Annotated in this window: 20 protein-coding genes; 5 read left to right on the top strand and 15 right to left on the bottom strand. The window is 64.7% G+C overall.

Features of this window, described 5'->3' with window-relative positions; translation table 11 throughout:
* Positions 1-30: 30 nt before the first annotated feature.
* Positions 31-1,035, top strand: a complete 1,005-nt coding sequence (locus tag PQI66_RS08030; protein WP_339997322.1) for a hypothetical protein — start codon at positions 31-33, stop codon at positions 1,033-1,035.
* Between the two features lie 64 nt (positions 1,036-1,099).
* On the opposite strand, the gene PQI66_RS08035 is transcribed toward PQI66_RS08030, so the two are convergent.
* The 8 genes from PQI66_RS08035 to PQI66_RS08070 form a co-directional block, all read right to left on the bottom strand.
* The gene (locus PQI66_RS08035) at positions 1,100-2,761 is read right to left on the bottom strand and encodes a relaxase/mobilization nuclease domain-containing protein (RefSeq protein ID WP_339997324.1); all 1,662 of its coding nucleotides are present in this window, start codon (positions 2,759-2,761) and stop codon (positions 1,100-1,102) included.
* On the bottom strand, positions 2,758-3,489 hold the full coding sequence (locus PQI66_RS08040) for a hypothetical protein (RefSeq protein ID WP_339997325.1): 732 nt from the start codon (positions 3,487-3,489) through the stop codon (positions 2,758-2,760). Before PQI66_RS08040 ends, PQI66_RS08035 begins: the two co-directional genes overlap by 4 nt.
* 281 nt (positions 3,490-3,770) lie before the next feature.
* Complete coding sequence (locus PQI66_RS08045) at positions 3,771-4,142, bottom strand: hypothetical protein (protein WP_339997327.1); 372 nt, start codon at positions 4,140-4,142, stop codon at positions 3,771-3,773.
* 2 nt (positions 4,143-4,144) lie between these two features.
* Positions 4,145-4,414, bottom strand: a complete 270-nt coding sequence (locus PQI66_RS08050; protein WP_339997329.1) for a hypothetical protein — start codon at positions 4,412-4,414, stop codon at positions 4,145-4,147.
* Positions 4,415-4,469: 55 nt separating this feature from the next.
* The gene (locus PQI66_RS08055; RefSeq protein WP_339997330.1) at positions 4,470-4,736 is read right to left on the bottom strand and encodes a hypothetical protein; all 267 of its coding nucleotides are present in this window, start codon (positions 4,734-4,736) and stop codon (positions 4,470-4,472) included.
* Between the two features lie 162 nt (positions 4,737-4,898).
* A complete protein-coding gene (locus PQI66_RS08060; protein WP_339997332.1) occupies positions 4,899-5,423 on the bottom strand; it encodes a hypothetical protein in 525 nt (174 codons plus the stop codon).
* Positions 5,410-6,165, bottom strand: a complete 756-nt coding sequence (locus PQI66_RS08065; RefSeq protein ID WP_339997334.1) for a hypothetical protein — start codon at positions 6,163-6,165, stop codon at positions 5,410-5,412. The genes PQI66_RS08060 and PQI66_RS08065 overlap by 14 nt, the downstream gene beginning before the upstream one ends.
* On the bottom strand, positions 6,158-6,466 hold the full coding sequence (locus tag PQI66_RS08070; RefSeq protein WP_339997336.1) for a hypothetical protein: 309 nt from the start codon (positions 6,464-6,466) through the stop codon (positions 6,158-6,160). The genes PQI66_RS08065 and PQI66_RS08070 overlap by 8 nt, the downstream gene beginning before the upstream one ends.
* A 165-nt stretch (positions 6,467-6,631) precedes the next feature.
* Between PQI66_RS08070 and PQI66_RS08075 the strand changes: the two genes are divergently transcribed.
* Both PQI66_RS08075 and PQI66_RS08080 read left to right on the top strand, forming a co-directional pair.
* Complete coding sequence (locus tag PQI66_RS08075; protein ID WP_339997337.1) at positions 6,632-6,889, top strand: hypothetical protein; 258 nt, start codon at positions 6,632-6,634, stop codon at positions 6,887-6,889.
* The gene (locus PQI66_RS08080) at positions 6,886-8,199 is read left to right on the top strand and encodes a type IV secretory system conjugative DNA transfer family protein (protein WP_339997339.1); all 1,314 of its coding nucleotides are present in this window, start codon (positions 6,886-6,888) and stop codon (positions 8,197-8,199) included. The genes PQI66_RS08075 and PQI66_RS08080 overlap by 4 nt, the downstream gene beginning before the upstream one ends.
* 56 nt (positions 8,200-8,255) lie before the next feature.
* On the opposite strand, the gene PQI66_RS08085 is transcribed toward PQI66_RS08080, so the two are convergent.
* The 3 genes from PQI66_RS08085 to PQI66_RS08095 all read right to left on the bottom strand — a co-directional run bounded on the left by PQI66_RS08085 (position 8,256) and on the right by PQI66_RS08095 (position 11,743).
* Entirely contained in the window at positions 8,256-8,582 is a 327-nt protein-coding gene (locus tag PQI66_RS08085; RefSeq protein ID WP_339997341.1) for a hypothetical protein, read from the bottom strand.
* A gap of 801 nt (positions 8,583-9,383) precedes the next feature.
* Positions 9,384-11,498: a VapE domain-containing protein gene (locus tag PQI66_RS08090; protein WP_339997343.1), complete on the bottom strand. Its 2,115-nt coding sequence runs from the start codon at positions 11,496-11,498 to the stop codon at positions 9,384-9,386.
* Positions 11,499-11,509: 11 nt separating this feature from the next.
* The gene (locus tag PQI66_RS08095) at positions 11,510-11,743 is read right to left on the bottom strand and encodes a helix-turn-helix transcriptional regulator (protein ID WP_339997344.1); all 234 of its coding nucleotides are present in this window, start codon (positions 11,741-11,743) and stop codon (positions 11,510-11,512) included.
* Positions 11,744-12,012: 269 nt separating this feature from the next.
* Between PQI66_RS08095 and PQI66_RS08100 the strand changes: the two genes are divergently transcribed.
* Complete coding sequence (locus tag PQI66_RS08100) at positions 12,013-13,296, top strand: tyrosine-type recombinase/integrase (protein WP_339997347.1); 1,284 nt, start codon at positions 12,013-12,015, stop codon at positions 13,294-13,296.
* Between the two features lie 248 nt (positions 13,297-13,544).
* Here PQI66_RS08100 and PQI66_RS08105 read toward each other — a convergent pair whose 3' ends face one another.
* Positions 13,545-14,324 (bottom strand): TSUP family transporter, encoded by a 780-nt coding sequence (locus PQI66_RS08105; RefSeq protein ID WP_339997348.1) that lies wholly within the window; start codon positions 14,322-14,324, stop codon positions 13,545-13,547.
* A 232-nt stretch (positions 14,325-14,556) separates the two neighbouring features.
* On the opposite strand from PQI66_RS08105, the gene PQI66_RS08110 reads away from it, so the two are divergent.
* On the top strand, positions 14,557-15,810 hold the full coding sequence (locus tag PQI66_RS08110; protein WP_445228018.1) for an acid phosphatase: 1,254 nt from the start codon (positions 14,557-14,559) through the stop codon (positions 15,808-15,810).
* 95 nt (positions 15,811-15,905) lie between these two features.
* Here the strand turns inward: PQI66_RS08110 and PQI66_RS08115 are convergent, their stop codons facing one another.
* From PQI66_RS08115 to PQI66_RS08125, 3 genes are read right to left on the bottom strand one after another with little or no spacing between them, the layout of a single operon-like run.
* Positions 15,906-18,080 carry a PTS fructose transporter subunit IIABC gene (locus tag PQI66_RS08115; RefSeq protein WP_339997350.1) on the bottom strand — a complete coding sequence of 725 codons (2,175 nt, stop codon included), beginning with the start codon at positions 18,078-18,080 and terminating at the stop codon, positions 15,906-15,908.
* A gap of 2 nt (positions 18,081-18,082) precedes the next feature.
* Positions 18,083-19,072: a 1-phosphofructokinase family hexose kinase gene (locus PQI66_RS08120; protein ID WP_339997351.1), complete on the bottom strand. Its 990-nt coding sequence runs from the start codon at positions 19,070-19,072 to the stop codon at positions 18,083-18,085.
* Positions 19,069-19,848 carry a DeoR/GlpR family DNA-binding transcription regulator gene (locus PQI66_RS08125; protein ID WP_339997352.1) on the bottom strand — a complete coding sequence of 260 codons (780 nt, stop codon included), beginning with the start codon at positions 19,846-19,848 and terminating at the stop codon, positions 19,069-19,071. The genes PQI66_RS08120 and PQI66_RS08125 overlap by 4 nt, the downstream gene beginning before the upstream one ends.
* Between the last annotated feature and the right edge of the window lie 108 nt (positions 19,849-19,956).

Below are 19,956 nucleotides of genomic sequence, written 5' to 3' on the forward strand. Positions count from 1 at the left end.
CATTACACACGTACTGAAAGGACAGCACCCATGCTGAACACCACCTCCCGCCGTCTTATCGCCGCTGCTGTCGCTGCAGTCACGGCAACTTCTCTCGCTGCCTGCAGCGACGACGAGGACGACGCACAGCCAGCTTCAACTCCCGCCGAGGACTCGTCCCAGACCACCGAGACCGAGACCGAGGACGCCCAGGAGGGCGTCGCCGAGCACACGTTCACCGTCACCGACGAGATCAGCGTTGCTGACGCCGGCAAGGTCCGAGGTCTGGAGATGGCCGCCGACGGCAGCCTCACCGCCATGGTCAGCTCGATCGAGCAGGGCACCCCAGCCCGTGTCGTCTCCATCGACACCGGCAACGGTGAGACCCGCGATGTTGCCGAGGTGTCACCTGAGCAGTGGAACTACGTCGATGCCGGTGTGCGTTCTGATCCCGAGACGACCAGCCTGGTGGCACCGCTCACCCATCTGCTGGACGACGAGGGCAACCGCACCGACGAGGTGCTGACCGCGAGCCTGGACGGTAACCCGGTGCAGGTCAACCTGGACACCGGCGAGGTCACCGTTGGGTCGAACGGACCCGGCGGGAGTCCACACCTGGGTTTCGCGGACATGGGTGACTACCTGCTGACCTCGATGAACGGCGGGGGTCTGCTGAGCTTGGGTAACGACGGTCCTGATGGTCTGAGCGGCTATGCCGCCGAGATGGGACCCTCCGGTACCGACTCCGAGGTCATGGTCCGGGTGGAACGCCAGAGGGTCTACACCACCGAGATCGACGCTGTCGACGACAGCACAGCCATCGCCGTCATCGCCCAGGACTCGGTCGAGGACGCCGGCGGCGCACAGCTGGTGACTGTGGACCTCACCGCCGAACCCCGCAGCGACGAGGGCAACGTCACCGACACTTACAGCGTGGAGGGGCTGCCCGGGGGTGCACAGATCACCGGTGTAGCCCTGGACCCCGAGGACGAGAACGTCGCCTGGATCAGTGTGAACGGTGAGGATACGTTGTACAAGGTTGAGCTTGAGAGCTAGCGGAGTCAGACCAGAACCCCGGCACCTACGCGGTGCCGGGGTTCTTTTTTGCCCGACCCCTCGCTCACTCGCCCAGGCCGCGACGCTTCGTGCGGCGGGCCTCGCGGCCCTTCTCGCTGGCCTTCATCTGCGCCTGCAACCGCGAGGTCTTGTCACTGCCAGGGCCGTCGTAGCGTTTCGCACGGTATCGCTGCTTCGACATCTGACCAGGACGGGTACCCCACGCGCCGTAGACGTCGCCCCAGACGCGGTGGACCTTCTTCTCCACCGCTGCCTCGACCTTTGGACCGAGGCCCTTGACCTCGGCCTCGTACGCCGTGCTCAGATTCTCCGGCAGCGTGCCCGCTGCGGCTCGCTGTCGCAGACGACCGCGTACAGCGTCGTCCACGGTCCCGCCCTTCACCGGCAGGCTCACCGCCGCTCTCACATAGGCGTCCGACGACTGACCCAGCACCTCGGCCACCTCGGTGTCCACGTCGACCTCCGTGTGCTCCTTCTTCACCGACTGCAACCGCTCCGAGTGCTGTTTAACAGGGTCCGGTGCGGCAGCGTCACGACGTGCCTGTCGCTGCCGCGCCAGCTGCTCACGCACCGACGCGGCCCGATGCTTGGCCTCTTCCGACTCGACCTGCTCAGCCTCCTCGCGATGCTGCACCTCAGCCATCGCGCCGTTGGCGGGAAGCTCCTCAACGGGCTCAGGGGTTGCGGTGCGCACCGGCTCCATTGACTCCGGTGCGAGCACCGGGTCGCCATCATCATCGACAGGGGAGTGGTGCATCGACGGCATGGGCTCGTCGTCCTCCTCCACCACGACAGGGGTGTCCTCAGAGGCGTCCCTACCATCATGGTCGGCGTAGACGGTGGCGTCGAGCTGCTTCTCGTCGAGCGTGACTGACACAGCGGAGTGTGTGAATTCGTCGCTCAGCACCGAAGCCTTCCGACGACGAGTACGCGGCTTGTCACCCGTCTCGTCGAGCATCTTGTACTTCCAGCCGATGCTCTCATGCTCCGGGCTCTTGCCGTCCTTCGATGCCTTGATGGTGTGCTTCGTCTCGATGAGCTCGACGCCGCGTGCCTTCAGCCCGGCCCGGTAGTTGTCGAGGTCGACGACCTCCGGGTCGTCGAGCACCTCCTGGATGGTATCGCCCATCTGCCGCTCGAACTCGGAGATGCCAGAACCGTCGCGTTCCAACTCCCAGTACTTCGCTCGGTCCTTCGAGGCGTCCGGCGTAACCACCGACAACCCATTGGCCAGCATCAACTCGTCGTTATGTCGCGCCACCTGCCAATGCAGCGTATTTGACTTGATCGCGAGCCCGGTTTCATTGTCATGATTGATGACCAGAATGTGATTATGAGCGTGACCACCGTGTCCGTCGGTGTGCGTGACGACGTGACAGTCGGAGTTTGGGTAGAGCTTTTTCGCCAGGGCATAACCCATGTCGTTGACACGCTGAACGGCGTCCGGGTCGTCCGGGTCCATTTCGGTCAGCTCGAACGACTGGATAATGGACAACACCTCGACCTTGCGGCCATGGGTCTCGGCCAGCGCCTGTGCTCGGTCTATGAATGCATCAGTGTTCTCGGCATCCATCGACAGTGCTGCCACACGGTCGGTGCCGTGCTTCTTGTTGTTGCGGTACGTGTCGGTGTACTTCGACCCGTACAGCTGATAGTCGACAGCCGCGAAGCTGTTTGCCACCTTCTTGATGTGCGTGGTGCTCACCGTCGGGCCTCCTGCAACTGCTTTCGCAGCATCCGGTTCTCGGCAGTGACCCGGTTCAGCTCGGACAAGATGCGCTGAAGTTTCAGGCCGTCCGGTGTCGCCACGCGAGCACCGAGACGGCCCTGTACATCCCCCAGTACGTCCCGCACCTCCGACAGCACCGCCGCCACTGTGGCGGCGGCGTCCAGGCCGTCGATGTAGTGGACTTCGCCAACGTCGACCTTGTAACCGAGTTGCCCGATGTTGTTCGCCACGCGGTTGACTGCTGTCGTCAGCGGGCGCAGACCGCCCGCCGTCGCCTCGTGAGCGACGACCCACTCCCGTACAAGCCCGAGCGCGTCCCGGACCTCGACCAGGACGTCCTCGACACCCATCAGGCCCTCCGCATCCGGCACGACTGCTGTTTCTCCTGAGTGTGCCGCGTGAACAAGAACGTTCAGCGGCTTCCCGACTGCGTCGGTCGCCGCTGTCAGCTCGGCAAGCTCGCTGCGCCGGGTCTCCGCCCCGGCGACCGACGCATCCGCGTCGGTGTCGACCGCTGCCGCGATCGACGTCGGCACCCTGTCGGCCTCGACTACGTCGAGCACGGCCGCCAGGACGAGTGCCGAGACCTTGACGCCTCTCTCGTCCGCGAACTCCTTGAGACGCTGCTTCTCGGCTTCGCCGATCCGCACGTCCAGTCGTCGCGCCCGATTCGGGCGCCGCCGATCATCATTCGCGTTCGCCACGTCGCCCTCCTTCGTCGGCCTCGTGACCAACGCTACCCGCTGAGAACACCCCACGGCAAGCAGTCACCCTGTCCGGACAATTCGCTTCGCTCATGTCCGGCCACCCCGTCGGTCGCTGGCGCTCCCTTGGGGTTCGGGTGATGCTTGCGAGGGGCGTTCCGCCCCTTCGAACCCCCGTCGGGCATCGCTTCGCTCGCCCTCACGAGCACCCCGCCACCGGGGCACAGAGAAGCACCCCACGCGGGTACCCGGGTGGGGTGCTTCATCGACGATGGTGGCTGTCAGTTCTGCCAGCTGTCACCACCGTCGCCCTCGGCTCCCGCACCGCTGACCACGGTGGGGGAGTCCTCGACAGCATCGGCACCAGAGGTGCCGACCGTGCCCTTCGCCGCCTGGGACCGCGCCGCCGACTTCGCTTCCAGCTCGGCACGCGCCATGTCAGTCGCCTGCTCCCAGACATCCGGGTGGTTCTCCCGGATGATCTCGACGGCGGCAGCATCGACCTTCGCCTGTTCCTTCTTCGCCCGGGCCTCGGCGCGGGCGACCATTGCCTCGGCATCTTCACGGGCGACGGCCAGCTCCGCCTCGACACGCGACAGACCGTCGTCGACCTTCTGCTCGATGCGTTGGGTCTTGGTCAGCTTCTTGGTCATGACTACTGCTCCGTTCCTGCGACGGGAAGACCGTCGCGACTGGTGTTCTGGTTATGCCGCTCAGCGGCAAGCTCGCGGCTGTTCGCCGCCAGCAGCTCCTCGAAAACCGGCAGGCCCTGTCGTGCCTGCTGGGCACTTTCCGGCGACTGGTCGTCGCGTTTGTGCTCCGCGATAACGGCGGTCAGGAAGCGCTCGCGTGACTCCAGGTACTCGCGGTACGTTGCCTCGCCGCGCTGGACGTCGCTAACGCTGATTTCCTCGATGATCTTCATCGTCGTTCTTTCCAATCAGGCAGCGCGGTCGCTGCCGGTCGTGGTGTTGGTTTTTCTACATTCCCTGGATCTCGTCGGCACCGATCCCGTGTGTTGCGGCCATTGCGTAGCAGCATTCTTCACTGCAGGTCGTGAACAGCTCGCGCCCGTGACCCCCACGAGTCCATTCGTAGAGGGAGAGTGCACTGCCCATCTGGTAGTAACGGGAGCAGACAGGGCAGTCCTCGACCTCTCCGTAGTTGTCCCAGTAGCTCTCCCGGTCGTTGAACCAGTCACCGGCGTTGGCCACGTCAATGCCGTACTTCACGTTGTTCTCGTTCATGGTCTCTCTCCCATCAGGCAGCGGATTCGCTGCCGGTAGTGGTGGTGTCGTTCTCGTCGTCCAGCGGTGTCTATGACTCGTCCATGTGGACCACCCGCCCGTGGTCGCGCCATTCACGGACACAACCGTCGCGGGGACACCCGAACGTCCTGTAGAGGGGCATCAGTTCTTCACCTCCTCGGTGTCCTTGGTCTGCATCTTGCTGATCAGGTCACCGATCTGGTTCGGAGCGATGATGAGCGCACCGAGCAGGGCGGCGGCAGCGAAAGCGATCCATTGATTCGAGAAGATGGTCAGCCCGATGGACAGCAACCAGCGGCAGATCATGAAGCAGATCGTGTAGCCGATAGCCAAGGCCGCGAGCCGCCAGAGCGGCGACCGTGCCTGCCATGCCCGGTACTCGGCAGCGAACGTCTGGATGAAGCCACGGGTACCGGTGAAGTCGTCCTTCTGGAACCGTGACGATGCCTCCGACAGGTCGATCAGACCGTTGGCGATCATCATCCTGGTCAGCTGGAAAAGGAACATCGTCACCGCCGTCGCAGCAATCTCAACCCAGCCACGCTGTGCCAGCGCGTAACCCACCAGGCCGACCGCCCCGCAGAGCAACAAGGTGCCGATCACGTTGATCAGCCTGTTAAGACCGTCCGGCATGTTGATGGTGATGTTTTCCCTACTCGTTGCCATTGCTGGCCTCCTCGTTCTCGTCAGCGTTGATCAACTCGTCCAGCTCAAGGTCGGACAGGTCGGGCTCGTCCTCGTCGTCGTCCATCAGGTCGTCGAACGTAGGACCGTTGGCCTCGCTGATCACCTCGGTGTCCTCGGATGCCGGGGGAGTGGCCTCGTCCTTGCCCTCGGTGACAGCGGAGTCGAGCAGTCCGGTCATCCCGCTACCCGAGCTGTTGCGGGGGACACCCGGCCAGCCGTAAGCCCTCGTGAGCCAGGCAGTGAATGTCAGGCCGAGCGCGGGCTGGATCGCCCACCATTGCGCCTGCAAGCGCACACCGGGAGTCGGGTGGTTGGTGTTGGACCACCAGAACCAAGCAGCGACGAACAGCACGGCGGCGAGCACGGCCGGAGCCCACGGGGACGGACGGACCTTGCTGTGCAGCAGCACCCACGCGCCGTAGACGGCCCAGCCGAGCAGCAGTGCCGGCCAGGTGAACGCGAGCATCACGGTCAGTCCGAGCAGGCCGAGCACACCCTGCAGCGTGCCGCCGCCCGCCTCACCACCACGGTGCGTGACGCGGTAGAGAACGCTCGGTGTCACCACCTCGGTGACCCCGGCAGCACCGACTCCAGCGCGGTCACGACGGTCGCGCCGAGCTGCGAGCATCAGACGCTCTCCACGGCGACGAGCACCGGGACGACGGCCAGCGTGGCTGAGAACCCAGGAGCCGCGCTCCTTGGCGTGCGGATGGCTAGTCATAGAACTTCTCTCCCGACTCTTCCGCCTTCTCGTAGTCCCACTCGTCTTCGGTGTCGGCCAGGCACGCCTCGATGAAACTGACGACCCGGAGGGCGGAGTTCTGGTCGTCCATGCAGGCTTCCAGCTTCTGAACGACCAGCGACCGGTCATCCTCCGAAACCTGGTCAGCGATGCTGCCGGAGTACTCCGACGACTTACCCGTCCAGCCCAGTCCCGCAGAGAAACCGACCGAGAAAGCCACGACGACGATGACGGCGAACCCGACGAACCAGATCCAGATGTTTGCCGACTTACCCTTCATGACCTACTCCTTCCTTTGTTGTATTGCAGGTGTGCAAGTGCTATGCTTTGGACTGTACAGTAGTAGTCGCACAGGTGCAACAGAACTATAGATACAGGAGGATAGATGAGCAGCAACTACAATCCCTCTACGGCCCCACCCGTAGACTCAGGAGACTTCGACATCATGCCCGACACCCAGCGCCTTTCCTTGACCGTCGACAAAGAGCAGGTCAAGCAGCTCAAGCACCTTGCCGTCGAGATGGACACCCAGGTCAGCATCGTCGTGCGTGGTCTGCTGACCCACGGTCTCCAGCGGATCGTGGACGGCGACGAAGCACTGATCGCAGCGGTTGCGCAGGCGGTCACGGACGAGAAGATGCGTCGCGCCGAGGTCGGAAAGAAGGGTATGGAATCACGGTGGGGGAGCGGTGAGTCGTCATGACGCGCACCTACACACCCCCGCCCACGCCGTACGGCGGCGTTTACAGGGGACGGCCTGCCCAAACCGGCCCTCACCTGCTTGTTTCCGGTCCCTCAGGCGTCGGTAAGTCACGTCGCGTCCTCGGTCCCGGCATCATCATCTGGGGCGGGCCGGTGGTCGCCGTGTCCTCGAAACCCGACCTGATCGACCTGTGCATGGAGAAGCGTTTGTCCAGGCCAGGTGCACACGGACGCACCTTCGTCCTCGACCTGTCCGGTGAGGTTACCGACGCCATGATCCCGGACGGTGCCGAGCGCGTCGTCGTCGACCCGGTCGCCCTGATCGACGATGACGATGCCGCCATCCAAATGGCCAGCGTCCTGATGAAGACCGGTAGCGCTGGTGCAGGTGACGGTGGTAAAGGCGGCGACGCGTTCTGGGAGACGACGTCCACCGCGCCGCTGGCGGCGATCCTGCGTGCTGCCGACGACGTCAGCTGGGCTCTCCGGGCCATGTCCCGTGTCGAGGCACCCGAGGACGGCGACGCGGACGCTCCGTGCTGGATCAATGCGGTTGGACGACTCGACGCGTCGCCAATCCTGGCCGACGAGTTGGCGTCTGTCGCCACCTGGGACGGTAAAATGCGCGACTCCGTCACCGCCACCATGAGGAGCGCCGTTGCCCCGTGGCTGCAGATGAAGGTCAGGGGGCGCGGTACCGAGCGCATCTTCACCCCTGACTTGCTCGGACACCGTCGCGCCACGTTGTTCATGGTCGCCCCGGCAGACGGTGTGGCCGCTGGCGCGGCCACCGCCGTGGTCGACTTCGTGACTAGCAGGTGGAGGAAGTCACAGACCGAGCCCGAGGAGACCCGCCTGCCACGACTGCTGCTCTGTGTCGATGAGCTCTGTAATACGCTGCCCTGGCCGAAGCTGCCGACCGTCGTGACGGAGTCCCGGGCAATGGGCATCAACCTCCTTGTCGCAGTTCAGGCCACCAGTCAGTTCGCCAAGCGCTACGGGCGCGACGGCATGGAAGAACTGCGCGAAGTGTTCCCGTCGGTCCTGGTCCTGACCGGCGCACCGGAGAAAGAAATGCTCGAACACGCGACGTGGTGGGCCGGTGCCTCCGAGCGCCAGTCGGCGTCGATGGACGCACGCGGTCAGCTCAGTCAACAGGGGCAGCAACAGACGACGTTCGAGTCGAGCCAGTTGATGCCGACCAGCATCGACACCGGCAGGCTGCTCCGTGGGCGACCTGTAGGGGACTCCGGACCGATGGTCAGTCCGGAAGGGCTGCTCGTCGACCTGGCGGACATCTCGCAGATGTAACCCCACAGACGAGAACCCCCGGTGGCAACTGCCACCGGGGGTTCAGTCATTGTTGGTCAGCGCGTACGAGCCGTGTCCTTCGAGCGTTCCCGCTGTCGCTGCACCTCGGACCGCATACGGTCCTGACGGGCAGTGGCCTCCGACTTGTTACTCTGCTGCTTCCGGGCGGCATCCTGCCGATCACGCGCCTGGGCGGCAGCTTCCAGGCGAGCCTGCTCGGCACGACGGCGCACCATTTCACGCTGACGCTGCGCTGTCTGAAACTCCTGAGAATTGGTCGCACCAGCACCGTAACGCCTGGTCACAGCATCATCACCGCCCTGCTGCATCAACCGCCGCATTTCGGCGACCTTGGTCTCGTCGACCTCATTGTCTTTCGACATTAGAATCTCCTATTTCCGCTATCCCGATAAATCCTTTTGTAATTCAACGGCAGAATATGAGCCTCACGCAGCAGTGGCTTGACGAAACCAAGGCACTTCTCGCACAGCGTTCCCTGGTGCCACTGATATTCGATCACCACTTCACTAGGGGAGTGGCACATCGTGCATCTGTCCCGGTGAGGCATGGTGTCAGCTCCTACTAGTATTCCATCATTGCACTATCCAGTGTACCACTGAATGGTAAAAGTCGCACTGATTAGCGAGCGACGATGAATGAAATTCACCTCACCGACTGTGCGGGCCTTCGGCCCGAGACAGACGGGCCCTGGCGGGCCCGCTCGGTGGACATGGGTGGGCCCTGACGGGCCCACCGACACGGCCGACCAGGGGCCTTCGGCCCCCGCTGACGAGTGATCAGGGTCAGCCAGGAAGCGGGAGGGAGTGTTGATGTATCCCTGCAGTGGGGGGCGTGTATCCCTGAGTCGTCTGGTACGGGGATACACGACATAATCCAGTATGCGCAGGTCAGGATGCACGATGAGGCATGTTGTATCCCCTGTATCCCTGATATCCCGTTTCCTCCCAACCTTCCCTTCTAGTGCTGTCGTGCACCCACATAGCAACTAGCAACTCTTTTCAGAGCAGTTAGGGATAACAGGGATACAACGGGTTAGAAACCTCTCCTGAACTGCAAAGACACTGTATCCCTAAGTGTATCCCTGACGGTGAAGGTTAGGGATACAAGGGATACAGCGGCATGGCCCCCTTCCGACTGCGTTCGCGGCAGCCGGTCGGGGTTGTTCAGTCGTCGGTGTCACTGTCCCGATCGACCTTGGCCTGGCGCACCGCGCTGAGGTACGCGGACGTCAGACTGTTCCAGGGTTCGTCGAGTTCCTCGGCACCCCACCGCCCCATCGCGTCACCGAACTTCTTAGCGGCCCGGTACAGGGCGTCGACGTACGCTCGTGCGGCTACGTCCTCCGCCATTGCCGCGACCAGTGTGTCGTACATGCTGGATGCGCTGTCGACCATCGCCTCATATGCCCTCTGTTGCTCGGAATACGCCATGTTGCGCAGATCGAGACGTTCCACCCAGACCGAGACCTCGTCAGCCATACCGTCGTAGGGTGATGCCTGTGTCTGAGTGGTGCTCGGTGGGGCCTGCACGGGTCCTTCCTCATTCTGCGGCTGTCCGTCGGGTGTCGCCGTGACCTCGCCGGTGGCACCGACGTCGAGCCCTTGATCACCAGCGTCGATCTTGACCCAAACACGCTTCGCGTTGACGTCCGGCCTATACCCGTACACACCACGAGCCGAGGACTTGAATTCGTAGTCGCTTCGCTTGTCCATGTAACTGGTGATCCGTCCGTTCAAGTCGCGATCACTCATGTTGAACGCCTTCGGAGTCAACCCGGGGACATGCTTGCGCAGCAAGACTGCGTTGACCCGATCAACGTTGATCTCCTTACCGAGGAGGTTGCCGTCGCTGCCGTGGTTGGGCAACTTGTCCACCGCAGAGCGAGAGGGGCCATCGAGCCAATCCCCAAGCAGTTCCCCAACCGGGTCGTAAACCATACCGCTGCGAGCAGCGTCGGCCATTTCCTCGAAGTCGTCGCTATAGTCCACCCTTTCACCTGCACGGTAGCGGTCGCGAGCTTCGCTCAAGAGAAGATCCAGGTAGTCCCGTTGGAACTCCTCTTCGGGGATGCGACTGACGACCTTGACAGCCCAGTACCGCCGGTGACCGGTGTTGTCAGTCAAGAACTGAGGATCGTTCGTCGTACCGGCGAAGATGAACCGGCGTGGGCGGACCTCACCGATCCTGCCGTAGGGGACGCGGACGAGGTCTTCACGGATGCTGATCGTCGCCTTCATCGCCTTCTGGTCGGTCTTGCTGCTGATCTGGTCCATCTCGTCGAAGTTGCAGATCACAGACATGTGCGCAGCGAGCATCGCGTCCTTGTTCGTTTCACTATCCGGCACGACCGAGGTCTCGTGCGTGCCGTGGTCGAGGTCTGGAATGTTCTCAGTGATCGCTCGGAAGAAACGCGACTTACCGTCCTTCTGATCACCGGTGAAAACGAGGAGACTGTCCATCTGGCATCCGGGGTCGAAAGCGCGACTCATCAAGGACAGGCCGAAGTTCACGAAGACCCTCCGCGTGTACTCGGACTCGTCGACGGCGCTGATCATAGTTTCGAGCCGGTGCACACCATCCCAGGCCGGCAGGCGCTCGATGTGCCGCAGCCACGGATTGAACATCCGTGTGGGATCCTGGGCGTACAACGTGATGATGTCCAGGATCCGGTCGCGGCCGAACGTGAAGCCACTACCGTAGTACCTGTTGACCTGCCTGGTGATAAAGACCAGGTCGTTGTCGCTGAGCGCATTGGTCTGGGAGAGGGTGCCCCGCCACGACGGAAGGTCTTCCGCCCAGGTGAGACGCCCTGTCTGTGCGTCGAAAGCCAGTCCCCGCAGGTCGGGGTCATTCGCCATGATCGTCAGCAAGTTCGCATACGACTTGATTGGCTTCGGGTGGTCGCCCTCGGTCATCTTCAAGGCTCGGTTGATCATCCGACGACTATCCGTCGCTGGCGTCAACCGAGCCGGATGCGGTTGAACCGACACGGCTGCGACGCGACGCTCCTGCTCAGTCATGGTTTTCGGCTTCGATGTGGCGTTGACCGCATCGTCCTGGTCGGCCAACTCGGGGGTGGCCTGACGCATCGCCTTCCTGTCGGCATCTTCGTAGTCGGCCCGCTCCTTGGCCTCGATCGCAGCCTCGATGTCCTCCTCGCTCATCTCGATCTCAGGGGTACAAACGTCGCTTGTATCCACAGGTGAGACCGTGCTATTCTTGATCTCAGACGTCTTCTCTTCCTGGGCCCCCGGCTGCACACCGGGGGTCTTCTGCATGTCCGTCATAGTTACGCAGCACCTCCGACACGCACTTGGGCGTCGAGCCAGGCATTCAGGTCTTCGACCCGGTACAGCACAAGATTGCGGCTGACCCGGATGTACGCCGGACCTGTCCCCTCCAAGCGCCACCGACGCATTGTCCCCGACGACACCCCGAGCGTCTCCGCTGCGGGGTCGGTGCCGAGCGCCAGCTGGTTCTTCACATCCACGGCCGTGGCCGTGGAGACGGTTGTCTTGCTCATGACAGAGTTCTCCTTCAACAGGATCGAACTCTGCTTGGCACCGTACTTTTCGCAGCTCAGGTGCTGATTTTCAGCCCTGGACGTTTATCCCCGAGATTGGTGTTCGCATCCTTCCGGACGCTCCACCCGGACAATTGTCCGGGAACGGGGGCCATTCTGATTTCAGACTACAGATGCTCATGCTTACCCGCAAGCGTATACCCGAAAACAAACCACCGTATCTGGTACTCTGTACATATCACCACCAGCACGGACACGAGAGGATCACCATGCCGCGAGAGACCCATGAACCCGGCTACAATTCCATCGACGACTCCAACCCCGTCCGTCAGTCTGACGGCAGCTGGGTTATCCGCTGGCGCTTCTGGCCCTACGACGGCGGCAAGTCCAAGCCCTATCGCCACCAGGGAGCCACCAAGGGGGAGGCCCTGGCCAAGGCCCGTGCCAAAGCCGCTGAGCTGACCATCGGACGCGATCACGCCACCTGGACCCCGTCCTCCAAGGTCACCGAGTTCATCGACAAGGTCAGTACTCCCTCCATCGAGAACGACGCTCGATTGCGCGACAGCTCACGGGCCCGTTACCTCGCCGTCATCCAGTACGCGGTGGGGGAGTGCACCCGTCACGACCACCCGGCCTCCCTGGCCGGCCGTACGCTGCACGACATCACACACCACCAGGACGCCTTCATTCGGCTGGAAGCCTGCGTCCTCGAAGTGGCCCGCCTCCACGGCTCGGAGACCGCACGTCAGATGCGCAACGTCCTCGAAAAGCACCTGATGAAGCAGCTGATCCGCCACGGACTCATCCGCAAGCACGAGAACCCCTTGGCGGGCATGACCATCGACTACGGGGTCGTCAAGACGACCAAGAAACCCTCCGGAGGTCACGCCCTGTCCGAAGCCGACTACGACCGAGTCCTGGCTCACCTGCTGGCCATCGACCCCGCCGAGGGGGCCGTCAAGCCCAAGCGCGGCCCCTACACGCTGGCTGACCGCATCGCCATGCGGCGCAACACCATCGACGCTACGCTGCTGCAGGCCACCACCGGACTAAGGATCACCGAGGCCTGCACCATCGAACCCCGCGAGGTCAAGGACAACGCGCAGGGTGGGGTCAACGTCTACATTCCCGAGGACAAGTCCAAGACGGGTGAGGGGCGTACCGTGACGATCCTCGACGAGCGTGTCGCCGCACGCATCCGCGACCGCCGCGACAATGCGGCCAAGGACCATTACGTCATCGGTGCACCGTCCGACCCGTCGAAGGTGTGGGACAAGTCCAACCGGGACAAGCAGGTGCGTGCACTCTACAAGGAGCTGGCGGAGAAGCTGTCGATTCCGATCATGGAGACCGAGTTCAGGTCTCACGGCTGGCGGACAACCTTGAACATGATCTACAACCACCTGCCCGCGCACATCCGCGCCGCGTGGTTCGGTCACGGCGAGGACGTCAATCACTCCAACTACTCGGATCGCTCCGTTGATCTTTCCTCCATGGTGACCGCAGCCACCGACAGGACGTCGCGCCACCTCAGGGCCGTCGGAGAGTAGGAGAGTAGCTACTCTCTTACCTACTCTCCTAACCCCCACAACCACGAGTAACCATGGGTATCTATGGGTAGCGAGAACTAGGGATATAGTAGCTATGAGCAGCACGTTTATATGGCTCTACCTGCAATGCCTTCAAATCGAAGATTAAATCCCAGAGGTCGTTGGTTCGAATCCAGCCCCCGCTACTAGGAAAGAAAGTGCAGGTCACCGGAGGGATCCGGTGGCCTGCTTTTCTGTGTGCCGCCGAGTCACCCGAGGAACTGGTCGTAGCCGAGCTTCGCGGACATCGCCACGACCACCACGAGGATGACCACGCGCACGAACCCGGTGCCACGTCCGATCACCATCCGTGCGCCGATCTGGGCCCCGATGACGTTGGTCACCGCCAGCGCCAGGCCGAGGAGCCACAGCACCTCGCCGTGGATCGTGAAGACCACGAGGGCGCCGAGGTTGGTGAACACGTTGATGACTTTCGCCCAGGCGGCGTTGGTGATGAAGTCGCCGCCCAGCAGAGTGGTGAAACTGAGGATGAGGAAGAGCCCGGTGCCGGGGCCGAAAGCGCCGTCGTAGACACCGATCCCGCCCACGACCGCGGTGAGGGCGAGGAACGTCCGGGCACGGGGTGCCGGTGATCCCCGCCCGGCGGCACCACCGTCCTGTCCGAAGGACGGGCGGAGGAGGATGAAGACGCCCACGGCGACGAGCAGGACGATGATCACCGGACGCATGACCTGTTTGTCCACCGAGGACGCGATCAGCGCACCACCGGCGGATCCGAGCAGCGCCAGTGGAGCGTAGCGCAGGGCCCGGCACGCCGAGGGGACCCTGCGCGTCAGCACCGCCGCCGAACTCGCGGTGCCGAACACGGCGGCGACCTTGTTGATGCCCAGCGCCTGGGCGTTGGACATGCCGGGATTGAGGATCATCACCAGGGGGATGAGGATCAGTCCGCCTCCGCCGACCACCGCGTCCACCCACCCCGCGGCCAGTGACCCCAGCAGAAGGAGAGATATCACCGTGGTCGACAAGAATGGCCGTCCTTTCGTCTGGGTGGTGCCGTGACGAGTTTATGCCGGAGGGTGACGCAACTGAGGTACTTTTGCCCTGAGTCCACCCAGCGTTCACGTGACGGACACCACAAGGCCCTATTCTCCCCGTGTCCACAGATGGACGTGGCCGCGACGTCGGCGCGAAGGACGTCCGTGACGATACCGAGGAGAATCAGTGACTTCATCCGCCACCAGGAAGACCATCCACCACATGACGGTGACGACCCTCGCGGCGGTGGTCGCTGCGGGAGGCATGGTGGCACCGGCGCAGGCCGAGGCTGTCGGTACGGCAGGCGCCGTGGGGGAGTACCTGCCTGCGACCCTGCCGCCGGTGCAGCACGCCGGGGCACCGGTCCCTGAACCACTCGCCCCGGCCGACTACGGCTGGTACGTCTCCGACATCAGCTCCTACGGCGGCGGAATCTACTACGACGTCGTTAGCAGTTTCGATGACCTGCGCAGCAACCACCCCGAGGTCATGCAGGACAGCCTCGACACCGTGGTGAAGGTCAACAACGGCGCGGGTCCGGAGACCGTCCGCCGCGCCCAGGTGGACGCGGCCGCCGACGACGGTGACCTGCTCTCCGCGCTGTCCGACGCGTTCGGGGAGGACCTCGGACAGGCCCTGCGTACCTCATTGCAGGAGAACAGGCTGCCGAAGACCCGGGCACTGATGGACTCCGGCTACCTCTCCCGTGCGGGCGGGCTCGCGAGTTCCACGCTGATCGAGAAGGAGATCTTCAACTACGACCGGCCGTTCGTCGTCGCCCCCGACAGGATCGTCAGGCACACCGGTGGGGGAAATGAGGACCTCTACGACCTCGGGGGGTCTGCGGCGTTCCCCTCGGGGCACACGAACCAGGCGAGCTGGACGACCACGCTGCTGGCCGTCCTGCTGCCGGAGTTGGCCCCGCAACTGCTGGCCCGCGGTGCGGAGGCGGGGTACAACCGCATGGTGATGGGCGTGCACTACCCCCTCGACGTCATCGGGGGCCGGATGACGGGTCAGGCCGCGGCCGCCGACCGTTGGAATGACCCGCGGATGCGTGAGGTGCTCGTACAGGCAGGGCGGGAGCTGCGGGCGGAACTGGAGTGGCGGACGGGAATGTCGCTGGCCGACGCTGTCGCCGGTGACACCCCGTACCGCAGCACGGATGCGGCGGTCGCGGAATTCACCGACCGGATGTCCCACGGTCTCGGTCGCGTCGGGTCGTCGGATGCAGCCCTCACCGTCCCCCGGGGAGCCCCCGAACTCCTCGTGAACGCCTTCCCCGGGTTGAGCTGGGGCCAGCGTGCCCGTGTCCTGGCGGCGACGGCGCTGCCGGCAGGGTTTCCGCTCGACGACCAGTCGGCGACGGGCCGTGAGGTGGGGAGTTGGCAGCGGATCAATTTCGCCGCAGCCTTCGCCGCCGACGTCCGGGTAGGCCGGGACGGCACGATGACGGTCGACGGACATCCGGCCTGAGGCCCCTGAACGTCCGAGACCCCCGTCCCTGGGTGGTCTGGAGGGTCCACAACCACCCTGTGACGGGGGTGTCAGAGAGCGCGGGGCTCGAGGCGTCAGACGGAGGCGGGCGCTGAGTCCTTGGGCTCGGAGTCTGCCGACCCGGAAGCAGGATCCCCCGGCTTCTTCGTGGTGACCTGCTTGACCACGATCACGGTGACGGCGGAGATCACCATGCCGGCGACGACCGCGATGATGAAGCCCCACCAGTTCTCCATCAGGGGCATGACCCAGATACCACCGTGCGGAGCCCGGCTCCCGACCTCGAAGGCCATGGAGAGGGCACCGGTGACCGCGCCACCGACCATCATCGAGGGGATGACGCGGAGCGGATCGGCGGCGGCGAACGGGATCGCGCCTTCGGAGATGAAGGACGCACCGAGCAGCCAGGAGGACTTGCCGTTCTCCCTCTCGTCGGTGGTCCACATCTTCGGGCGGACCGTCGTCGCCAGTGCCAGTGCCAGCGGCGGCACCATACCGGCGGCGATGACGGCGGCCATCACCTGGAAAGCGGCGGTGTCACCGGTGGAAAGGCCGGCGGTGGCGAACAGGTAGGCGGACTTGTTCACGGGGCCACCGAGGTCGAAGCACATCATCAGGCCGATGATCAGGCCGAGGATGACCGCCGAGGAGCCGGACATGTCGCCCAACCAGTTCTGCAGCGCCTCCATCAGGGCGGCGAGCGGCCGTCCGAGCACGAGGAACATCGAGGCGGCGGTGACCAGGGTGGCCAGCAGCGGGATGATCACCACCGGCATCATCGAACCGAGCCAGCGGGGGACCTTCCAGGACTGGATCCACATCGCGACCAGCCCGGCGATGATACCGGTGACCAGACCTCCGATGAAGCCCGCACCGACGAGCACGGACACGGCACCGCCGACGAAACCGGGCACGATTCCGGGCCGTCCCGCCAGGGCGTAGGCGGTGTACCCGGACAGCGCGGCGACGAGGAAGCTCATGGCGGTGGTACCGCCGCCGAAGAAGACGGCGCCGAGGTACAGCAGCATGCCGGAGCGGTCGGTGAACTCGATCTCGGAGCCGTCCAGGGTGTACGGCAGGTGCGCCGGGAGGTTCCACAGCGAGTAGTCCTGGACCACGACGTCCCACACGTTGGCGACGTTGTAGCCGCCGATGACGAAGCCGAGGGCCATGAGCAGACCACCGGCGGCCACGAACGGGACCATGTAGGAGACACCGGTCATGATGGACTGCTGGATACGCCGACCCCAGCTGACGTCGGCGTCATCCTCGTCGTCGCCGCCCGAGCCGCCGCCGGTGGCGGAGACCCGTCGCGGGTTCTCGGCCGTGGAAGCGTCGATCGCGCGGTCGATGAGTTCGTCGGGCTCGGAGATGCCCTTCTTGACCGGGACGTCGACGACGGGTTTACCGGCGAAACGTTCGATGTCGCGAATCCCCACCCCGTGGGCGAAGATGACGGCGTCGGCCTCGTCGATCTGGGCGCGGGTCAGCTTGTCGCCGCCGGAGGATCCCTGGGTCTCGATGACGAGTTCGACATCCTCGCGGGCGTCGGCGGCCTGGGTGAGTGCGTCGGCGGCCATGTAGGTGTGGGCGATGCCGGTGGGGCAGGACGTGACCCCGACGAGTTTGACGACACGGGCTGCCGGTTCACTCGGAGCTGCGGTGACGTGCCCGCCGGCCGTGGGCGTCTCTGCGGGCGCGGCGGTGGCAGGCTTCTTCGTCTTCTTCCTGTTCAGCACCTCGGTGACGAGGGAGACGATCTCCTCCTCGGACTGCGCCGCACGCAGAGACGCCACGAAGTCCTTCTTCACCAGGGCACGGGCCAGCGTGCTCAGCACCTTCATGTGCGCACTGCCGGCGCCCTCCGGGGCGAGGATCATGAACACCAGGTCGGTGCCCAGCGGCTTCCCCTGGTCGTCGGTCTCGTCCGAACCGAAGTCCGTGGGGGTCTTCAGCCGGGCGAATCCGAGGGACGGTTCCTCCACGGCGGTGGTGCGGCAGTGGGGGATGGCGATGCCGCCGGGCAGACCGGTGGCTGCCTTCTCCTCCCGGGCGTGGATGTCGGCGAGCAGCCGGGTGGTCTCCGACGCCCGACCTGCCTTGACCTGGAGTTCGGCGAGCTCGGTGAGCACCGCCTCCTTCTCAGCCGGGATGTCGGCGTCGAGGGAGACGAGCTCGGGGATGATCACCGGACGATCTTCCGGGGTGCCTTCTGGGCCGCCCGGTGTGGTGGGGGGTGGCGTGGTCATGGTCATACACTCCTTGCTTCGGGAAGGGTGGTGGGAAGATCTTCGGGTCGGGGCAGGGTGGTCCCTGGCAGGGTGACGGCGGTGGATCCGTGAGCGACGGCGAGTGCGAGGCGTCCCGCCGCGTCCTCACCCCGGACGGCACCGATCACGTACCCGGCGAGTGTGGAGTCGCCGGCACCGACGGTGGACACCGCGGAGACGCGCGGGCTCGGGCAGAACAGGGCGTCGGTGTCCCCACCACGGGTGACGAGCAGGGCACCGGCGGCCCCGAGGGACACGAGGGTGGCGCCGAAGCCACGGTCGAGCAGGGCGGTGGCCGCGTCGACGATGGCGGAGAGATCGCCCTCGCCGGCCGCCTGTTCCATGGCGTCCCCGTCACCGCCGACGATCTGCGCCAGTTCGTGGGAGTTGGGCTTGATCAGGTCGGGGGCCGCGGCCGGATTCCGGTCCGACAGGTCGACGAGTGCCGCCAGTGCGGCGTCCGAGGTGTCGACCGCGACGCGGAAACCCTGTTCGTGGGCGGTGGCGGTCATCCTCGCGTACCAGTCGTCGGGGAACCCCGGCGGCAGGGAGCCGGCGAGCACGAGCCAGTGCGGTCCGGGGACACCGCGGCCGGTCACCTCGGAGAGCAGCTGGTCGACGGCATCGGCCAACCCACGTCCGTCGGTGGACGAGTCGCCGGGGGAGTTGATCTTGGTGGTGACACCGTCGGCGTCGCTGAGGGTGAGGTTCACCCGGACCGCCCCGCCGCCGACGAACCTTACGGGGACGCCGCCGTCACGGAGCAGCTCGGCGAAGTCGCCGGTGGAGTCGGACGGGACGACGGCGATGACGTCCTCTCCGGCGTGGTGGGCGACGGTGGCGACGTTGACACCCTTGCCGCCGGCCTGGTCGGTGCCGGAGACGACCCGGTTGACCCCGCCGACGTCCAGCGGCGCGGGCAACCGCTGGGTGCGGTCGATGCTGGGGTTGGGTGTGACGGTGATGATCACGTGTGAATCACGTCCATTCCTTGTTGTCGTAGGCTCAGGATGACGGGGTCGTCCGGTGGGGCATCGGTGATGAGCAGGTCGATGTCGGCGGTGGTGGCGAAGGAGCAGAGCAGTTCCTCGCCGAGTTTCGCCTGGTCGACCAGTGCGATGCGTCTTCGGGCTGCCTCGGTCATGGCGTGTTTGGTCTGGGCCTCGGCCTGGTCGGGTGTCGAGAAACCGAAGTCCGCGGTGATCCCGTTGGCACCGAGGAAAGCCACGTCCGCACGTAGTCCGCGCAGTGAGGTGACGGATTCGGGGCCGACGACGGACTGCGTGATGCCCCGGACCCGACCGCCGACCAGGTGGAGCCGGTGGGGCACGGCTGCAGGGACCTGCAGGGACAGCTGGTATGCCAGGAGCACGGAGTTTGTGACGACGGTGAGGTCGGGGCGTTCGGCGAGGTGGGGACTGAGCAGCGAGGTCGTGGTTCCGGAGTCGACGATGACCGATCCTCCGGACGGAGGGAAGTACGCGGCTGCGGCAGCGGCGATGGCCGACTTGGCGTCCTGGGAGGACGACGCGCGCAGGGCGACGGTGTTCTCGTTGCCGCTGTGGACGCGGAAGGGGACGGCGCCACCGTGGACACGGGTCACCCGTTGCTGGCGTTCCAGTGCGTCGAGATCACGCCGGATCGTCTCGGCGGAGACCCCGTACCGTTCGGCGAGTTCGGACACCGAGATTCCACCGTGGTCCTGGATCTCCCCGGCGATCACGTCCTGCCGTTGTGGCGCGTACATGTCCCCAGTATCTGTGGGAATATGTGGGAAGTCAACGGTTATATGGTCATGTGAATGTGATTACCCACTCCAGCGGGCATAAACAGTCACCCTCCGGGTTCTCGTCCG

The organism is Corynebacterium sp. USCH3 (assembly GCF_037619475.1).
GTDB lineage: Bacteria > Actinomycetota > Actinomycetes > Mycobacteriales > Mycobacteriaceae > Corynebacterium.